Below are 17242 nucleotides of genomic sequence, written 5' to 3'. Positions count from 1 at the left end.
TGCGCCTGGGCGCGTCTCACTTTACCTCGGCCTCGATCGGATGGATCGTAGCCCATTCTTTGAAGTGCTCGATGAACGCTCGCACAGGTGGGGCCATATTCTCCCTGGACGGGTACACGGCATAGACGCCTACATTCGGTTCCACATTCCAATCGGGCAACGCCTCGACCAACCTACCTGATACAAGATCGGGTTTGACATGCCAGTCTGCCAAGAGCGCGATGCCATGGCCATCCAACGCCATCTGCCTGACGACCTCCGCCTGGCTCGATTCGAATCGGCGCTTGATCTTGATCGATTGCTGGCTACCACCTTTGGACAGTGACCAATTAACCTCTTTCCCCACAATGAGACCATCCAGATTCGAAAGGTCTCTAGGCAACCGGGGTACCCCGACCTTGTCCCAATACCCGGGAGCACCACAAATTACTCGCCGCGAATCGCTTATACGCTGGGCAATCATGGAAGAATCCGCCAACACCCCATGACGGATGGCCAAATCGAACCCCTTTGCAACGACATCGACGACCTGGTCGGTAGGGTGAAGATCTACTACAACCTTCGGATAGGCAGCTAGAAAGCTGCTCAGCACTCGAGCAAGGTAGCCCTGTGCGAACGTGGCAGAAGCTGTGATACGTAAAGATCCTGAGACGTCCTGCGCTTCAGAAAAAGTCCGCTCCGCCTCCATGACGCCATCTAGTATCTGCCTGGCAAACCGTTGGAGCTTTTCGGCATCAGCGGTTGGACTTAATTTCCGAGTCGTTCTGTTAAAAAGCCTTCGCCCTAGTCGATCCTCAAGGGCAAGCAATTTCTTGCTCCCTCCCGCCGCTGTGAGACCCAGCCGCTGCGCCGCCGCACGGATGGTTCCCTCCTCATAAACGGCAAGAAACAAGCGAAGCTCATCAAGGGAGTCGAGCATAAAAATTAACAACTTTTAAGACCGAATGAAGCAACAAGAATAGCATATTCGCGAATTTGCATTGCTGATAGATTTTGGGTTTTCAAGCGGAGCGATACTCGATGCAAGCAATCGTGATAAACCAGCACGGCCAGTCGGATGTATTTGAAGAAATCGAAACAGCTCCCCCTTCAGCACGCCCAGGCCACGTCGTCATTGATGTTATGGCCACCAGTGTTAACCCGGTTGATACCAAGATTCGCAGCGGGAGCGAAGGCACCGCAGGTCTCACCTTTCCAGCCATCCTGCATATGGACGTCGCCGGCATCATCAGCTCCGTGGGTGAAGGCGTTAGCCAATTCAAGGTAGGTGATGAGGTTTATGGATGCGTCGGAGGAATCGTGGGTATTCCTGGCGCCTTGGCGGAGAAAGTTGAAGCCGACGCAAGATTGATCGCTCTCAAGCCCGCCTCATTGCATTTTGCTGATGCGGCGAGTCTTCCGCTCGTGGCAATCACTGCCTGGGAAGCTTTGATTGATCGAGCCTCCATCCAGCCGGATGATGCAGTCTTGGTTCATGGCGGAACGGGTGGCGTCGGCCACATCGGCATTCAGTTGGCAAAACTCATGGGAGCCCGTGTTGCCACTACGGTCTCGACTGCACAGAAAGCAGAGATTGCCCGCTCCCTGGGTGCCGACGATGTCGCTTTCTACCGGGAAGAATCGCCAGAAGAATACACCAGCCGTATTACCAACGGCTCTGGCTTTGACACAGTGTTCGATACGCTCGGCGGCGCCGTGCTCACAAACTCGCTGAAGGCTGCCAAGCTCAAGGGCCACGTCATATCCATCATCGGCTATGACACCTACGACCTCACAGATATGCATTTCAAGGCACTACGGCTGGACTTGGTCTTCATGGCGGTTTCAATCATCCATGATCTTGACCGTAGTCATCACGGCAAGATTCTTACAAAGCTGAGCAGTTTGGTGGATCGCGGCTTAGTCAAGCCCCTTATAGACGAACGACACCCGTTCACAGCGGAAGGTGTAAAAGCAGCTCATGCACGCCTGGAGTCCGGAAAGGCTATAGGTAAAGTCGTCATCACTCGGTAAACCGGCTTCCCGCTTTGGAGAAAGATCATATGCCCAACAATTCACCCATTGTGATTATCGCTAGATTGAAAGCGGAAGAAGGTCTGGAAGAAGGCCTACTCACCGAGCTCCGCAGCTTGGTCGAGGCCTCTCAAAAAGAAGAGGGATGTATCCAGTACACCCTACATCGATCAGAGGATGTACCTACTGATTTCATGATTTATGAGATCTGGAAAAGTCAGAAATCTTTGGATGAACACACGCTGCAGCCGCACTATCTAAATTTTTCCTTAAAAGCTGCAAGCATGCTGGCCGAACAACCGACCATCGATAGGTTAGAGAAAGTTATGTAGTCAGTTAATAGCGTCAGGACCCGAACAAGCCCCAACCAAAGGGCCAGCCTAGTCTAGGTGGTGATGCCTCAGCGATGACTCAGACACTAACATCGGAATAGTTATTTCAATTTTAAAAGACCACCACAAGCGCACCAACAAGCAAACACACGCTTGCCACGATGGTTAAACGTACTCGCATAGGCCAATACCACCCAGGCACAATATCAACCCATTTACGATCTTGCCAAAGATGCCCAATGAAGCCAAAGGCCAATACTAAGCAGCCCCATGACACAGGTAACAACATGCTAACCCAACCGATGAGGGCTGGAATGACACTCCACGCGAGCCTCACCTGCCGCTCGTTCGCAGGTAACCCCTGTAATATCATAGCGAACCCCCAATGCAGGGCCCCGACAAAACTCAATATCACAGCCCCGTAGCCAACCAATGCAACAGACAGGAGGTCTCGATAATCAGTCGCCAAACACATCAGCAGTGCCACACCAACAAACGGCAGCAAGCCACCGTAACCAAGGACTGTAAAGCGACTTGGAGATAACGTATTGAAAATTGCACTCATTAGCTCGCCCTTCCTATACGGTTTAGTATCAGATATCAGGTGTTTCGACCAATAAGTTTGAGGAACTCGTGCCGGGTAGTCGGCGAGTCTCGAAACTCACCTAACATTACCGATGAAATCATCACTGAATTTTGCTTTTCGACACCTCTCATCATCATGCACATGTGCTTGGCCTCGATAACTACCCCGACCCCTGCCGCATCAGTCACTTCCTGCATGGCACACGCAATCTGTCTAGTCAGATTCTCTTGAATCTGCAAACGGCGGGCAAACATATCGACTAAGCGCGCCACTTTGGAAAGCCCTAGTACTCGTCCTGTTGGAAGGTAGGCGACATGCGCTTTGCCGATAAACGGCAGCATGTGATGCTCGCACAATGAGTACAGCTCAATATCGCGAACGACCACCATCTCATCATTGTGACTTTCGAACAAAGCACCATTGACTATCTCAGCCAGGCTTTGGGTATAGCCATTGCATAGATATTGCATCGCTTTGGCAGCACGTTGAGGCGTATCCAAGAGCCCTTCTCGCTGTGGGTTTTCACCAACGCCAACAAGGATTTCGCGATAATGCTCGGCTAGCGAATGTGACATTTTGATGCCTCGCCTTTGCAACGCTGCCTACCCTCGGGATGGGGTAACCATGCCAAACTTGGCCTTAAAAGACAGAACAACCTGTACAAAACCGAAAGCAAAGGACGGAGCGGACGCCAAGCCAGTGGAGCTGCCCACATCCCCACACCGGCAGCACGCCAGCTCCAAAGTGTAGCGTCCAAGCCTGTTACCCACTGACCGTTCGCGAACCTTGCGTGCAAGCACGATCTCAGTTGCTCAATCGTCAGGCCGAACCGAGTGGGATCGAAGTCATCACCGTCAATATCGATCAGGATAAGCTTTGCTGCCGTTGAACGCCTGCGCAGGAAGGCCACCTCCCTGGCGCACAATGGGCAGGTCCCGTCGAAGTAAAGGGTCAAAGGCCACGGGCCAAACATGTACAACACCTCAATTTTGTACAGGTTTTGTATAAGTTAGCGGAACCCGCGAAATTAGCAATGGCCGCGATGACGGATAGCCTCGCAAAGCGCCAAATGGCCTGAGGCTGGCGGGTTCAGTAGCCTCAGGCGGATGACGGGCTTCGACTGGAGCCATAGCGCTTGGTGAGCAACCCATCCCTGAAACCCTCGATGTTCAGCACGGGCACGAAGAGGGTGGTTCCAGGTCTCGCATCGCCGTGGCGTTCGGAAAAGTGGATATGCAAGCCGCCCCTGTAAAGGCCAAGTACAGGGGAAGGCCTGATTCGAAACGGTGTTCAAACTCGATCCTGAGCCCAAGGCCCCGAACGCTGGTCTTGACGTTCAGTTTGTGTTGAAGGCCGAAAACGATGCCGGGCGCCCATGAAGGTGAACGAGCGCCTGCAGAAAGCCTCCTTACTACACGTCAGCAACGCTGGTGCGAAGCTCCGCAACTGGCTTCTCTCTCACCGCCGAGTTGACTGCAGCAGCGATCAGGCTCAGGACAACCGCAGCCTTCCAGACCAGGTCATAGCTCCCAGTGATGTCGTAAGCCGCCCCACCGACCCACCCCCCCAGGAATGCGCCCACTTGGTGGAACAGGTAGACGAGCCCGCCAAGCATTGAAAGGTTGCGAACACCGAATACCGAGGCGACGACTCCATTTGTCAGTGGGACGGTTGAAAGCCAGAGAAAGCCCATTGCCATCCCAAACAGGTAAGCCGTGACGTTACTCACCGGGACAGAAACAAAGGCGACAATGACCGCTGCTCTAAGCAAGTAGAGAGCCGTGAGCAGCTTGGGTTTGGACAGGTGCCCGCCGAGCCAGCCGGCTGTGTAGGTGCCAAAAATATTGAATAGCCCGATGAGTGCCAGAACAGTGGTTCCAGTTTGAGCAGTCAGCCCCTTGACCTCAAACACCGAGCAGAGTAATTCGACAGGCTCCTCGCAGCGGAGCTGATCAATCAACGCGAGCGCTCGTGTTCCTCGGCCATCAAGAGCGCGGTAGCCTTTTTTAAAATCGATTTCTCCCGTTCCAGCCGGTTGATCCGAGCTTCCAACTCTTGGATCTTCTGCTGCTCGGGGGTCAGCGCCTTGCTCGCGTAGCACCGCCACGTTCTGACTGGAGTTGATTCACCCAGCGGCGCAGCGCCGATTCAACCAAGTCGAGCGACCGAGCGGCTTCAGTAAGGCTATAGCCCTGGTCGAGCACAAGGCCAGCTGCCTCGCGTTTGAATTCGGGGGTGAAAGTACGTCGTTGTCTGCTCATCGAACACCTCTGTGTGGCGACCATTTTCGCCTAAAAAGGTGTCCGGGGTTAGTAGTCCACTATATTCCCAAGGGTGTTCCCACGGGTCGTTTTTCGATGGCCCAAAAACGCAAAAAGCCCTGAATAATCAGGGCTTTGAATGTGGCGGAAGCGTAGAGATTCGAACTCTAGGATAGTTGCCCATCGACGGTTTTCAAGACCGGGGGATAAATACAGAATCTATGCCCCTTGGGTAGCTGAATCGATTCCAAAACAAAGACAAAACGGCACGGCTACAGGCCGCATACTGCAAGGGTCGCCGTTTGAGTTTTGGAATCGGTTTTTGCTGTAATTTTCAAGCAGTTTGGAGATACACTCCGCGGCTGTAAAGCTCCTCAGGAAGTGCGGAATGGATCTCAAAGCTCTGGAAAAATCTCTGTCTCCATGGCTTCGCGTGAGCACTTGGTACACGAAGCACCCGGATGATGAGCAGCGGTTTCACCATGCCTTGCACGCGACGTTTGCAGACCATGGCTACAGCATCACTTTTGAGGAATTCTTCGAGGCGATGCGCAATGTGATAGTCGAGCGGTACCCAGGGCACGAGTTGTATCGGGCAAACGACATCGAGCGGTATGCTCGGCGTGCCGAGATCATCGGCTACTACCTCTTCGACGTGCGCAACTGCCAGTAATGCAGCAGTAGTGTGGAAAATCGACCTCAGGCCGCACCGTTCGCGGCCTATGCGTCGTTCCTGTCTAATATGCATTGGCGAGTTTGGGCGAGTTTCGCCCAGTAAACCTGAGAAGCTTTCGAGCGGTTTTAGACAGCCTATGCGCCCCACCCCGGCGTCCTGCCGATCACGATCCGTCCTGGCTCGTCACCTTCCCAGCTTTTCAAATTCTCGTAACTGAACAGGCCGATGTGGTACGCCTCCTCGATCTCCATCAACCCCCACGCCCTGGCAGCCTCGGACAGCTCCAGCATGTCGACCAGGCTCTCGGCGCTCACCTCGCGGCGACGATGAGCGGCATAGGCCATCTCATCTAGAACGGCGGCGCGCCCTTCGGGGTCCGTGACCAGGGCGAATTGGTCGTTCAGTTCATCCAGCCAAGCCTGAGGGATCCCGTCCATCATTCCGCCCTGCACCACCAGGACTGCGCATACAGCACGCCGTCGATATTCTCGACCCCGTTGATGTTCATCCCGAGCTGGGCCATGCCGTTGACCTTGGCGTCGTGCAGCCGCGGGATGATGTCCGGACCGGGCGTTGGATTGAACACCCAAGCCTGGGTGGCCACGCGGCCTAGAGGCTCGCTGTGGTGGTCGCCTATGTGGATGTCGGCGCGCAGGGGCTGGATCTTCCTGAGCTGATCAGAGGGGATAGCCTGGCCATTCACGCGGCGGCGGACGAGAAGAAAGTACATAGGGCACCGATACTGTATATGCATACAGCATCGTATCGCTTCGGCCTCGTGCCGGGCAACTGCCAGTCAGCGGTTCAATGCAGAAGCAGCAGCTTCTCCCCACCGGGCGGCGATGGTTTGCAGAGTCAGCGGCTCGAATAGTTCGAAACTTTAATGAGAACATGCTGTGGCGCTTCGAAGATATAGACTTGCATGTAAAATTCCCTTCAGGTCGCTTTGAATCCTGCGTGCTAAACGCAGGTCAAGCGAAACCTAACATGAAATAACCAGAAAAATTTGTGTTTTGACATACCCTTAAATTAACATAAAAACTTTCACCCATAAGAAATAGCTATAACTAGGAGAGCAATATGGAAACGGTAAATCTGATAGCAACAGCCCTCACTGCAGCGATTCTATTCTGCTTTATTAAATACTATTTCCCAAAATACTTAATAAAGAAAGCCGAAAATTTAGCCACCAAAGAAGACATCCGAGAAATCACTAGAGAAGTAGAGGAAGTCAAAAGTGAAATCAGCAAAATTGATGCTATAGATGCATCTCGCAGAACCGTAAAATTAGAAGCTTGCCTGAACGCCCTAGCCATACTCGACGCACATTTCAGCCACATACAATGGAACGCTGACATGAAACCACCACAAAAACAGATGGCCACTATCAGAGAAGCACGTGAAGCCCACTCTAAGCTTATCTTGACTTGTGATGACATTGAACTTGTAAACTTATTCTGCGAAATCTTGTTTCAGAAAAGCAATACACAGCCATTGACAGATCAGCTTAATAAATTTAGAAATCTAGTTCGGCGTGAGTTGGGCTTTGGTGGAGAAAAGGAACTTGATCGCAATACTGCCTGGATTGCAACAATCGTATTCTCTGAAGACCCAAGCAAAGCTAGTTAGGCGATTGAGCTACGCTTTGATAAGAGCGCTCGCATGCAATACCCGCTACTCGGGCGCCGTCATAAGCTTTCGCCAACTCTCCCGCTCGCGCATCAGCCCGTGCGAGCAGGTCGGAGAGCACCATGGCGGCGCGGGTGGCTGCCTGGCCTCGTGCGATAGCGGCGGAATCCGTGCCGGGGCAACTGACGGTGGCGGCGAGCTTGGCGCCTTCGTCGCGCAGCCGCTGGCCAGCAGCATCGGCACCAGCAGCGCCAGCATCAGCAAGCGTTCGTTGTTCCTGAGCATGGGCTCTCGCCTCCTCCTGCGCCTTGGCGCGTCGTTGTTCTTCCTGTCGGGCGCCGCGCTCGCCGATCACCTCGGCCAGACGGTCACCACTGTCACGTTCCGCTGATGCCTTGGCGGCCTCGGCGCGCTCGAACGATCGGCCGTGCTGGTAGACGCCCCAGTACGAAGCCAGCAGCGCCAGCAGCACTACCACCCTGATGGCCCAAGACTTCATGCCAGCGCCCTCCGCACACCCTCGTCGATGATCGCCGGCGCATATGGGTTGCTACCGTTTTCGTGAACGATGATGCTGACGACCATCCCGCGCAGCGTGGCCGGGTCCTTGATGTTGATCGGATCGGTGGTGCATACGCCTAACCGCTTGGCCACAGCACCGGCGTAGGCCTGGGTGTCGTTCTCGTTGCTCGGCGCCCAGCGGTTGATGGTCTCGAGTACGGTGTCGATGCCCTTGCCGCCCACGCCGGGCATTCCATCCTTGCCCCGGTAGTTGATCAGCAGCTTGCCCAGGGCGCGGATGCCGTTCTCGGGCGTGTCGAAGATGGCGAAGCGGCCACCAGGTTCTTTGCCGATCTGGCCCTGCCAGTCGTTGCGTGGGTTGAAATCAATATTGCCGGGGTTCCGATTACGGATGCCCCGGGGCTGGGATTGGGTCATGGTTTTTCTCCAGGCAAAAAAATACCGCCAGGCGGCGGTTCATGAATGTGCTGCCGGAAGACCGGCTGAATGTGTGATCGAGCTATGCAGGCACACCCGGACGAACTGGGCGACTTCCCTGAGAAGGAAACCCGTCTGCGCCATCATTCCAGGCACGAAGCGCAACCCGATAAGAGCGCCAATCTGCTATTGATGCGCCCGGTATAGCGTTTGGATCGCCATCTTCGAGCATGAGCAACTGGTCAGCGACTACTGACATCTCCTCAGAAACCCAGATGCCTTCTTCACCCTTCCGGATTTCCAGAGATTGATCATCTAGAAACTTCTGGTATTCATCATTTGAGATGGGTATCAGCCCTGCTCTTACAATTTCTTCTGCAACATCGTCCTCATAGGCCCAAATGCCGCCAGTTGATAAATCCTTGTAATATTTCACTACCTCAACTCCTTCCAGTTAACCAGCGCGGCCGAACCATTCTGAGCAGATACTGAATATGAAGCGCCAACCCCAACAGTCACGGTAGGAGTCGATATGTATCCGCCAGCTGCTGTTGAATAATTACCATACATAAGCTCGCCATCAGAGCCTACACATGCCGTTACGTTTGCCCCACTTACAGGCCCCAGAAGCGCAGTAACTTGAATGGGCTTTCCGGTGGTGTTGGTATAAGTAGTGTTCAACGACCTGGAGCTTGTAACATTGGTCCAGGTCTGGCCTACACCAATTGTGGGGACGCCAGTGGTAGAGCCTGTACCGCCTTTAGAGACTGGCAGAATGTTCTCCGTCGACACGCTGCCGAGGCCTAGGGCAGTTCGAGCCGCTGCAGCTGTAGTAGCGCCTGTACCACCTTTGGCCAAAGGCAGAGAGGCCGGGAGAGCGGTGGCTTGGTCGTCTGTCTGCGACAGGTTCGCAATCCAGTTGTACAGCTCGGTAAAGTTTGCCCTTGCCTTGACCCAAGCGGATCTGCGGTCATCGCCACCTGCACCGCTGGGTGAAGCACCAAGGTTGATTACTTGCTTGGTCATGTCATTACCTTAAAGAGGCTTCATAGGTCGTGAGGCAAACAGCGTTCGCCCGTTCGCGCTTAATGGGTTCTGCCCGTCGAAGTTTTCGCAGTACATCTGAAGGACGCTTCTGTTCCCAGATAGGAATCCTCCAAAGTTGGCCCGGTACGGCTGAGTTGTTTGAATGATGTTGGTATTTGAGAAAAGCGCATTCGCCAGCACGTAGTCTTCGTAGCTACCAGTCCACCCCATCTGCAAAGGTGAAGCGTAATATCCGGTACCGGTGATGGGCGTTCCTCCCGCCGAAAAGGAATTACTGGCCGGCTGTCCGTTCAACAGTGACAAATTAGCTGTTGTGACGAACGTCCTGTTTCCCGCAGCATCCCGAACTGAAGCTCCATAGATTCCCGCATCAGTATTCGGCGCCATGTAGCTTGCGCAGAACCATTTGATTTGCATTGGATACAGAGCGATCGTTCCGTGGGCTGCCTGATTGTTGAACGCCTTGATCCGAAAGCCTGTCCAGTTGCCTGGCGCGCCTCGAACGTAGAAGTTGCCCACCATCATGTAGTCGGCAGCATTCAAGAAAATCAGGGGCCGCTCGGTGGTGGTGATTGGCGCAGGAAACGTGACCTCTCCCCACTGAACCTGGTTGCCACTCCCTGGCCCTTGAAAACCGATGCTGAACCCTCCGCTGTAACGAATCGACAGCACTTTGTTGATCGCGTCGATCTGCGTTCGCACGTTGTTGTTGGATGCCCGGATCCCATAACTGCCTGGGGCCGCAAAAGGCTCGCCGCCCTGCGAGAGAACCATCACCTGCCAGGTGAGTGATTGAGGCTGGCGAAGCTGCAACTGACCAGTCGAGTACCACGCTTGCGGCGAGAATGTCTGCTCTCCACCATCGCGGAGGGTATCCACCACCACAAACGAGGCCGCCTGGATCTCCGGCACCGAGATGTACTGGTCGAAGGCGCCATTGCCGGTAACCTGCAACATCTTGAGTGAGCGGATAGGCGTAATGGTGGTGTCCAGGGTTACGGCCCCGGCCGCATCCCGCGTCCGGAGCCCATACAGATCAGCCATCAGGTAAGCCTCCCCACTGCCGTACGCTCGATGCCATTGGCGTCATAGACATACACGCCCCCGTTGTTGAGCAGCGTTGAGCCGTTGGCGTCCTGCCCCCGGATACTCACCGCCCCCGTAACGAAATTCAGTTCCAGCAACGGCAGGCCTTGGGAGTTCACCGCCTGAGACTTCAGCGTCATGCCAAGGATCAGGTTCTGGATGAACGCGGCATTGATCACCGCCTGGTTGATGAACACCTGGCCATTCGAAACCACAAACGGCAGGGTCACTTGCCCAGACGACTGGTCGACAATTGCGAAGCGCTGGGCATACGCCAGGATCTCGGCCGTCTCCCCATCGCTTCCCAGCGCCAGGCCGGCCATGACGCGCCGTCCGCCGCTGATAGTCTCGGCCTTGATTGTCGTCATGGCCGAGACCCGGCCATCAACACCCGCGACCGTTTCAGACACCTGCTGAACAGAGGCGCTGACATCCCCGACCGTCGATTGCACAGTATCAATGCGCCGCCCTGTGGCGATGCCGTCCTCGACCCGGGCGGACTGCTCCGTCCAGACGCCGACGAAACTGCCCGTAGCGCCCGCCAGGCCCGTCGAATCGCCCTCCATTTCCGGATTCACCTGGACATACAACCCGTCGACCCGCTCCGCTTGGGCGGTAATCGCCGTGCCTTGCTGAGTCACGGTGGTGTTCAGCTGGCTGATCGCCGTGGCCTGGCCGCTGACCGCGCGCGCCGACGGCCCGGCAACGAACGGCGAAGGCGTGTTGCTCTCCCCTACCCGCTTCTCGATCATCACCGAATCAATGATGCATGTGAGCCCTGAAACGGCGCTCATGTTGAAGTAGATGGTGATGCCGACCTTCGCGCTGTCCGTTACGGTGACCGGGAACATTACCCGTGTCCGCGTGGTGGGCAGAGCTACGGTCGGCGAATAGCGGTGCGTGCCGTTGTAGAGCGAAATCCGCCCGTTGGTGGCTGCACTGGCCTGCATGTACATCGAAACCAGGTAAACCCCCGGCTCGATCCGAACGTTCCAGCCGGCCAGGTTGTTGGTCGGGGTAAGCATCAGGAAGCTGTTGGTGCTGCTGCCCGCCTGGTAGCCGAAACCCGAATCAGCCTCCGCTACCGCCACACCCTCCCGCGTCACGCCACTACCGACCGATGTGGCCGGCAGGGTTGTCGACGTGAGCCAGCTGTAGTCGTCGGCCAGCAAGTTGGAGCCGCTACCCCCGATGCCGCCGATGGTGCTTTGCAGCTGGGTCACAGCCTGACCTTGGGTTGTCAGCGTGTTGCCCTGCAGCGTCACAGTGCTCTGCAGGGATTGCAGTGCGCTGTTGTCGGCTTTCCCTGCCACCGTGTTGCTGAGCTGGGTGAGCGCGGAGCCCTGGCTGATGATTGATCCTTCTGCTGTCGTCACCCGAGCATCAACAGCCTGAAGCGCGGTCGCCTGTGCGTTGTCTTGGCCAGCGCGCTTGCGAGCGACTGGCCCCGACATGAACACATCGGTTGCATCACCAGGACCTACCCGGAAAGTCATCGCCATCCGAATGCAAGCCGCCGGCACAGTGGCCTGCCCGGTCAACTTGACCCAGGCGCCTGTGGTGCTGGTCAGGCGAACGCCATCACCGGCTTGGACCGCCCAGTTATGGCCAACACTTGCGCCCGCACCGTCATAGAACTGAATCCACAGCCCAGTCTGACCACGCGCGGCCGTCACATAGACATACAGTTCAAAGTCATAGACCTCGCCGGCAGCCACTGCGATCTGTGAGGCGTTGGTGTTCTCCGGGGGGCGCTGGTTGAGCGCGGCTGAGAAGCCATAGTAGGTGTTGCCCGTTGCTGTTGCGGTTGTGACCTTGACCACCTTGGCCGTAGACGCACCAGCCGGCACAGTCGCGTCGTTACGCGGCAAGGCTACCGCTGCCGGAATACTGGTCAGCCCGTTGCTACTGGCGAACAGTGGATCGAGCAGCAGATTCTCACCGGAGACGTTGCTCACCGACGCCTTGATATTGGTGATGTCGCTGCCCTGGGCGGTGATCGTCTGGCCCTGCTGAGTCACGGTGTTGCTCAGGGCGGAGACGGTCGAGGCATCTGCTTTGCTGGCCACCTGGGTCAGGGCGCTGGCCGCAGCGGCAGCAGCATCCGTGGCCACCTTGTCAGTCACAGCCACCCAGGCGGTACCGTTCCAGCGTTTCGGCGTGTTTGCGCTCCCTGTGGTGTCAATCCAAAGGTTCTGCGTGAGCCGATCCGCCACGGCCGGCGCGGTCGACTGGTACAGCACCTTACCCTTGGCGCCAGCGGCGTCGGCTGCAGCCTGGGCCGCCTGCTGTGCAGCAGTCACGTTCTGGTTGGTAGTGGTCAGGCTGTTCGACAGCCCCGTAATCGACTGGCCCTGCGACGTGATGGTGTTGCCCTGCTGGGTCACCGTCGAGGACAGGGAATCGACCACAGAGGCGTCGGCCTTGGTCTGGGCAACCGACAGCGCGTTGGCCGCCGCTGCCGCAGCGTCAGTGGCCACCTTGTCGGTGACGGCCACCCACGCGGTGCCGTTCCAGCGCTTCGGCGTGTTCGCGTTGCCGGTGGTATCGATCCACAAGTTCTGCGCCAGGCGATCAGCAGCGGCCGGTGCGGCCGACTGCACGATTACCTTGCCTTTGCCGCCGGCCAGAGTGGCCGCGTCCTGGGCGGCCTGTTGAGCAGCAGTGACGTTCTGGTTGGTGATGGTCAGGCTCGACTGCACGCCATCGATACGCTGGGACTGCGCTGTCAGCTTACCGTCCTGGTCGGTGACTGCGGTTTCCACCGTGGTCACGCGGGCCGCCAGACCGTTTGCCGTCTGCACTGCCTGGCCGATGTCCGTCCAGTAGGTGGTGTTCGGCGGCGGGCTGCCGGCCGGCACGGCCTGCTTGGCCTGGTACAACTTGCCGTCATCACCGAGCACGGCCTGGCCCAGCACGTAGGCCGTGTCCGGGTCGTACGGCATCGAGTCGGCCAGGTCGGCAATACCCTCAATCTGCTCCTGCAGGTTGTCGGTGACCTCGCGCACCTGATCATCCAGCTGCTGCAGCCGGTCATTGACCGAGCCAGGCAAGCTGGGTGGCCCGTCGATCAGCGCGATCTTTTCCTTCATCGCCGGCGCCAGCTGGCCGTTCTCGATCTTGTCCTTCAGGGCGTCGAGCATGTTGCTCACGTCAGTCGACGTGGAGGCCACGACCTTCAGGAATGCACTCACCCCATAGGCATTCTTCGAGCGCACGAAGTAAGCGTAGTTGGTGGCGAATGCCAGCCCGGTATGGGTCAGGGTCAGGCCCTGCCCCAGATAATCGCCCTGCGCGGCCTGCGGGTTGGTCGAGAAGAAGTACTCATAGGTGCCGCCGTTCAAGCCATGCAGCGCGTTGCCCGGGATCAGCGTGATGGTGTCGATGGTGGCCTGCACCACACACGACTCTGGGATGGGTGGGCCGTCGATGTTCACGGTAATGCTGGCCTCGCCGGAGCGGGTCAGCGGGCCGAGTGCGGCCACGCTCATCGTGTAGTTGCCGGATGGAAGGCCGGACAGTGGCAACTGCAGGGTAGTGGCCGGCACCTGCTGGGCCTGCACCGCAGTTGTGCCTTGGCGCACAGTGACGGCGTACGCGGTGACGATGCCCGCCGGCTGCACCCAGCTCAAAACGCCCTGGTTAATCTCTGCCGATTCGTCGACCGTCCAGGCAAGCCCGGTTGGGCTGCCAAGGCCACCGGCTGGCAGGCTGATGAAGCCGATCGGGTTATAGGGCTGGCCGACCGCATCATCGAACTGCGCTGCATCGTACTGCTGCAGCTGGGCGGTGCAGCCCTGGTCAGCGCCCATGCTCCAGTTGGTGACGATGAACTCGCCCAGAATGTTCAGCGACGGCAGGTTCACGCGCACGGCGCGGCCTGGCCGGCAGTTGTATCCCAGGAAGTTCATGGGAATGCTGATGGTGCCACCCGCGCGCCGGCGGCGAAGCTCGATGTTCGCCAGGCGCTGGGCCTGGTAGGCATCCGTGACGTAGGAGAAGGTCAGCGTTTCAGCCGCCTCCCCGCCGTCCTCGACCACCCATTCGGCAACGCTGACCTCAGGGTAATCGGTCTCTGTCCACGACTGCGAGGTGTCGATGAAGGTGCCGCGCACGGTGTTGATCGCGGCATCATTGGTCGGCTCGGTGCTGCCGGTGATGGTGCCGATCACCATGTCCTCGGTGATTTCGAAGTCATACGGGCCATAATAGGCCCCTGCCTGGAACATCCAGCGCCCGCCGACGCGGATAGTCCGGCCGCCGCAGGCAGCCTCGAGCTTCTGCAGCACGTTGGTGCGCTGCTCGTCGGCGCCGATCACGCAGCTGCTGCGATAGCGCGGGCTGGTGGTGTTGTCAGGGTTCGCGACCGATTCGTCGCAGATGTTAGCACCGCTGGCGAACGTCTCGAACACGATCTCATCGTCCGGCACGCCGCAACGGTTGCGCAGGAACCAGAGGATGTGGAGCGCGGTGTTCTCGGTGTACACGGCAATGCCGCTGCGCGGGTCGTAGATGTCGTTGCGGCCACGGACGATGAAGCGTGCGTCAGGGATGCCGGACGGGAATTTCTCGGCGCTGTACTTGAGCGACAGGCGCACGAACGACAGCCCGCGGCCGATCTGCTCCTCTTTCCAGTCTGGGCAGTTGGCCGTCAGGAAGGCGTTAACCTGGGTTGGGTTGACGACCAGTTCATAGGAGGCATGCTCGCCATAGGTGGCGATCTCCTCCTCGCCCAGGTAGATGTTCTCCAGGGCGTCGACCGGGCCTTCACAGAGGACGTAGACCAGGTGCAGCCACTCGCCATCGGTTTGGTCACCGACCTGCTCCTGCGCCCAGACCAGCACGCCACCGGTGCTGACCCGGCCAAGGATGAAGCGCGCGGGCGCTTTAGAGGAGCGGACGGTCTGGGCCGACGGCTCGTTGTCGCGCATCGGCGACTTGGTGTTCAGCTTCTCTTGCTGCTCGGCCATGTAAAACGCCAGGCCAGCACCAATGGCGGCGCCCACCGGGCCGCCTTGCACGAAGCCAATGACCGCGCCGACGGCGACTTGAGCAATCTTCCTGACGCCATTGGACATTATTCAACTCTCCAGACCGCAAGCGGGTCGCACACCACGCGGGCCACCCCGTCGTCAGTGGTCGCCCAGAATTCGTTTGCCCAGTACACGGCCATCGACCGGCCGCCAGGCGCTTCGTACATGGCAATGTCGCCACGCTGGATGAATGCCGGCGCAACACGGGCGAAGCAGGCGTCCCATGCTGCCTCAAGGCTTCCGTGCTGCTTCTTCAGCGCCCGCTTCGCCCCCGCCTCGGTCTTGTAGGTGCCGCGGTACGCCTCGGCCGGGTCGGTACCGCACACCGCTACCGAGCAGTCCGCCGCAAACAGGCAGCAGTCGAATTCGCCCCATGAAAAAGGCCGCTCTAAGGCGGCCTTGATCACTTCGCTGAGGCGTGTGGTCCAGTCTCGGTAGCGCATGGCTATTTCTCGTAGGTGAACGTCGGGGCGTCCTTCTTGGAGCCCCAGTAGATTGGCCATTCGGACATCTGGGCGATGGCGTAGAAGAACCGGTCGCCCTTGTGGCGGGCCCGGTGGTTCTCGTCGGTGAACCGCTCGGTGCCCGTACGGCTCCACTCGGCCATCCGGTCAACGATAGGGACGGTGATCTTGTTGCCATCCTCACCGTTGCCGGCGTAGGAAAAGGTGGCGGCGTCCATGCGGCCGGAAAACAGAATGTCGGCGGCGTAGTTGCCCTGCTCGTCGAACACCACAAACATGAGCTTGCCCGAGCGCCCGCGGCATCCCCGAATGTTCGTCTCGGTGATGATGTAGCTGTCCAAACCGGTGAGGGCCAGGTCGATCGACATGGGCGAGTTCGAGTTGTCACTCTCCTGCGACTGCCCGACCTCGCCGAACTGCCCTACCCCCAGATACGTGATGCCGCCGATCACCAGGTCACCGGTACCTGTGTGCGCGTAAACCGGTCCATCCTCGAAGTCAAGCTGGCAAGCGTACACGCTGAGGAATTTGCCAGTGGCGATGATATCGACCACGCTCTGGCTGAATGGGAACGTCGAGGGCATCAGAAAGCCTCCCTGAACTGGTAGCTTCCACTGGCCACCACAGGCCGCACCGTCATGTTCCACGTGTCCTGGGTCATGCGGCATTCGGCGTAGGGGTTGAGGTATTCAACCGGCGTACCGGCGATCAGCGATTTGCGGATGCGCTTGTTGACCGACACGATGGCCTGGCCTTGAGCGTTGGAGGCAGCAGGCTCCACCACTTCGAACATCTCCCCGGCCACCGTGAGGTAATCCCCCACGGCGAAAACTAGGGTGTTCGCAGCGGCGCCAGCCACCGTGATAGCCCTGGCCTGGGCCACGCCTGACACGACGGTGAGGCTTCCCACGTTCACCTTCCGGGTTCGGGTGAACGCCGGCAGGTTGAACGTGCCGAACAGCCCGTCCAAGCGCCCCAGGAACGCTGACAGCTCGCGCTCCTGCTGCCGGGTAAGCAGACCAAACGTCAGGGTGCACTGCCAGTACGCGCCCGGCTGCCCGACGATCTGCTGGGCGTTCGAGAGCGTCGAGGTGAAGGCGCGGCTGTTGTTGACTAAGCCCCACGTCATTTCAGACGGGCGCAGCGATGCCGGCCATTGGATAGCCATGCAGTACT

General features: G+C 57.9%; 19 protein-coding genes and 2 pseudogenes. 4 read left to right on the top strand and 17 right to left on the bottom strand.

The genetic code is table 11. The features are described 5' to 3' along the window. Positions 1-16: 16 nt before the first annotated feature. Positions 17-919: a LysR family transcriptional regulator gene (locus tag ACIPZ5_RS02060; RefSeq protein WP_261940733.1), complete on the bottom strand. Its 903-nt coding sequence runs from the start codon at positions 917-919 to the stop codon at positions 17-19. Positions 920-1020: 101 nt separating this feature from the next. Here ACIPZ5_RS02060 and ACIPZ5_RS02055 point away from each other — a divergent pair, with 101 nt between their 5' ends. Together ACIPZ5_RS02055 and ACIPZ5_RS02050 are read left to right on the top strand one after the other, a co-directional pair. Beyond that, positions 1021-2013 carry a zinc-binding dehydrogenase gene (locus ACIPZ5_RS02055; RefSeq protein ID WP_400806338.1) on the top strand — a complete coding sequence of 331 codons (993 nt, stop codon included), beginning with the start codon at positions 1021-1023 and terminating at the stop codon, positions 2011-2013. Between the two features lie 29 nt (positions 2014-2042). After that, on the top strand, positions 2043-2345 hold the full coding sequence (locus ACIPZ5_RS02050) for a putative quinol monooxygenase (RefSeq protein WP_400806336.1): 303 nt from the start codon (positions 2043-2045) through the stop codon (positions 2343-2345). Positions 2346-2457: 112 nt separating this feature from the next. Here ACIPZ5_RS02050 and ACIPZ5_RS02045 read toward each other — a convergent pair whose 3' ends face one another. From ACIPZ5_RS02045 to ACIPZ5_RS02020, 6 genes and pseudogenes are all read right to left on the bottom strand, one after another. Next, positions 2458-2910 (bottom strand): DUF3429 domain-containing protein, encoded by a 453-nt coding sequence (locus ACIPZ5_RS02045; protein WP_400806334.1) that lies wholly within the window; start codon positions 2908-2910, stop codon positions 2458-2460. 35 nt (positions 2911-2945) lie between these two features. Continuing rightward, positions 2946-3506 (bottom strand): GTP cyclohydrolase I FolE, encoded by a 561-nt coding sequence (gene folE / locus ACIPZ5_RS02040; RefSeq protein WP_343594867.1) that lies wholly within the window; start codon positions 3504-3506, stop codon positions 2946-2948. Then, on the bottom strand, positions 3491-3904 hold the full coding sequence (locus tag ACIPZ5_RS02035; protein ID WP_400806330.1) for a thiol-disulfide oxidoreductase DCC family protein: 414 nt from the start codon (positions 3902-3904) through the stop codon (positions 3491-3493). The genes folE and ACIPZ5_RS02035 overlap by 16 nt, the downstream gene beginning before the upstream one ends. A 125-nt stretch (positions 3905-4029) precedes the next feature. Further along, positions 4030-4170, bottom strand: a complete 141-nt coding sequence (locus ACIPZ5_RS02030; RefSeq protein ID WP_400806329.1) for a glyoxalase superfamily protein — start codon at positions 4168-4170, stop codon at positions 4030-4032. A gap of 172 nt (positions 4171-4342) precedes the next feature. Continuing rightward, a pseudogene (locus ACIPZ5_RS02025) lies at positions 4343-4825 on the bottom strand (MFS transporter); the annotation flags it as partial. Between the two features lie 6 nt (positions 4826-4831). Continuing rightward, positions 4832-5192 (bottom strand): annotated as a pseudogene (locus ACIPZ5_RS02020) (transposase); the annotation flags it as partial. Positions 5193-5580: 388 nt separating this feature from the next. Here ACIPZ5_RS02020 and ACIPZ5_RS02015 point away from each other — a divergent pair. Then, positions 5581-5865, top strand: coding sequence for a hypothetical protein (locus ACIPZ5_RS02015; protein WP_400806326.1), 285 nt, complete (start codon positions 5581-5583; stop codon positions 5863-5865). Between the two features lie 137 nt (positions 5866-6002). On the opposite strand, the gene ACIPZ5_RS02010 is transcribed toward ACIPZ5_RS02015, so the two are convergent. Continuing rightward, positions 6003-6308, bottom strand: coding sequence for a hypothetical protein (locus ACIPZ5_RS02010; protein ID WP_197896043.1), 306 nt, complete (start codon positions 6306-6308; stop codon positions 6003-6005). Continuing rightward, positions 6305-6598 (bottom strand): hypothetical protein, encoded by a 294-nt coding sequence (locus ACIPZ5_RS02005; RefSeq protein ID WP_400806325.1) that lies wholly within the window; start codon positions 6596-6598, stop codon positions 6305-6307. Before ACIPZ5_RS02005 ends, ACIPZ5_RS02010 begins: the two co-directional genes overlap by 4 nt. Before the next feature lie 350 nt (positions 6599-6948). Here ACIPZ5_RS02005 and ACIPZ5_RS02000 point away from each other — a divergent pair, with 350 nt between their 5' ends. Next, entirely contained in the window at positions 6949-7497 is a 549-nt protein-coding gene (locus ACIPZ5_RS02000) for a hypothetical protein (RefSeq protein ID WP_400806323.1), read from the top strand. Here ACIPZ5_RS02000 and ACIPZ5_RS01995 read toward each other — a convergent pair. The 8 genes from ACIPZ5_RS01995 to ACIPZ5_RS01960 all read right to left on the bottom strand — a co-directional run bounded on the left by ACIPZ5_RS01995 (position 7490) and on the right by ACIPZ5_RS01960 (position 17234). Then, positions 7490-7996 carry a DUF2514 domain-containing protein gene (locus ACIPZ5_RS01995; protein WP_400806320.1) on the bottom strand — a complete coding sequence of 169 codons (507 nt, stop codon included), beginning with the start codon at positions 7994-7996 and terminating at the stop codon, positions 7490-7492. The genes ACIPZ5_RS02000 and ACIPZ5_RS01995 overlap by 8 nt on opposite strands. After that, the gene (locus ACIPZ5_RS01990) at positions 7993-8436 is read right to left on the bottom strand and encodes a structural protein P5 (protein WP_400806317.1); all 444 of its coding nucleotides are present in this window, start codon (positions 8434-8436) and stop codon (positions 7993-7995) included. Before ACIPZ5_RS01990 ends, ACIPZ5_RS01995 begins: the two co-directional genes overlap by 4 nt. Positions 8437-8518: 82 nt before the next feature. After that, positions 8519-8872 (bottom strand): hypothetical protein, encoded by a 354-nt coding sequence (locus tag ACIPZ5_RS01985; RefSeq protein ID WP_400806316.1) that lies wholly within the window; start codon positions 8870-8872, stop codon positions 8519-8521. Between the two features lie 599 nt (positions 8873-9471). After that, positions 9472-10527 carry a hypothetical protein gene (locus tag ACIPZ5_RS01980; RefSeq protein ID WP_400806314.1) on the bottom strand — a complete coding sequence of 352 codons (1056 nt, stop codon included), beginning with the start codon at positions 10525-10527 and terminating at the stop codon, positions 9472-9474. After that, a complete protein-coding gene (locus ACIPZ5_RS01975) occupies positions 10527-15647 on the bottom strand; it encodes a DUF1983 domain-containing protein (RefSeq protein WP_400806312.1) in 5121 nt (1706 codons plus the stop codon). Before ACIPZ5_RS01975 ends, ACIPZ5_RS01980 begins: the two co-directional genes overlap by 1 nt. Further along, positions 15647-16045 (bottom strand): DUF6950 family protein, encoded by a 399-nt coding sequence (locus ACIPZ5_RS01970; RefSeq protein WP_400806310.1) that lies wholly within the window; start codon positions 16043-16045, stop codon positions 15647-15649. The genes ACIPZ5_RS01975 and ACIPZ5_RS01970 overlap by 1 nt, the downstream gene beginning before the upstream one ends. Positions 16046-16047: 2 nt before the next feature. Further along, positions 16048-16650, bottom strand: a complete 603-nt coding sequence (locus ACIPZ5_RS01965) for a hypothetical protein (protein ID WP_400806307.1) — start codon at positions 16648-16650, stop codon at positions 16048-16050. Continuing rightward, positions 16650-17234 (bottom strand): hypothetical protein, encoded by a 585-nt coding sequence (locus ACIPZ5_RS01960; protein ID WP_400806304.1) that lies wholly within the window; start codon positions 17232-17234, stop codon positions 16650-16652. Before ACIPZ5_RS01960 ends, ACIPZ5_RS01965 begins: the two co-directional genes overlap by 1 nt. Positions 17235-17242: the final 8 nt, after the last annotated feature.

Source organism: Pseudomonas sp. NPDC089428 (assembly GCF_044749325.1).
Taxonomy (GTDB): domain Bacteria; phylum Pseudomonadota; class Gammaproteobacteria; order Pseudomonadales; family Pseudomonadaceae; genus Aquipseudomonas.
This window is presented reverse-complemented; position numbering and strand designations above follow the sequence as displayed.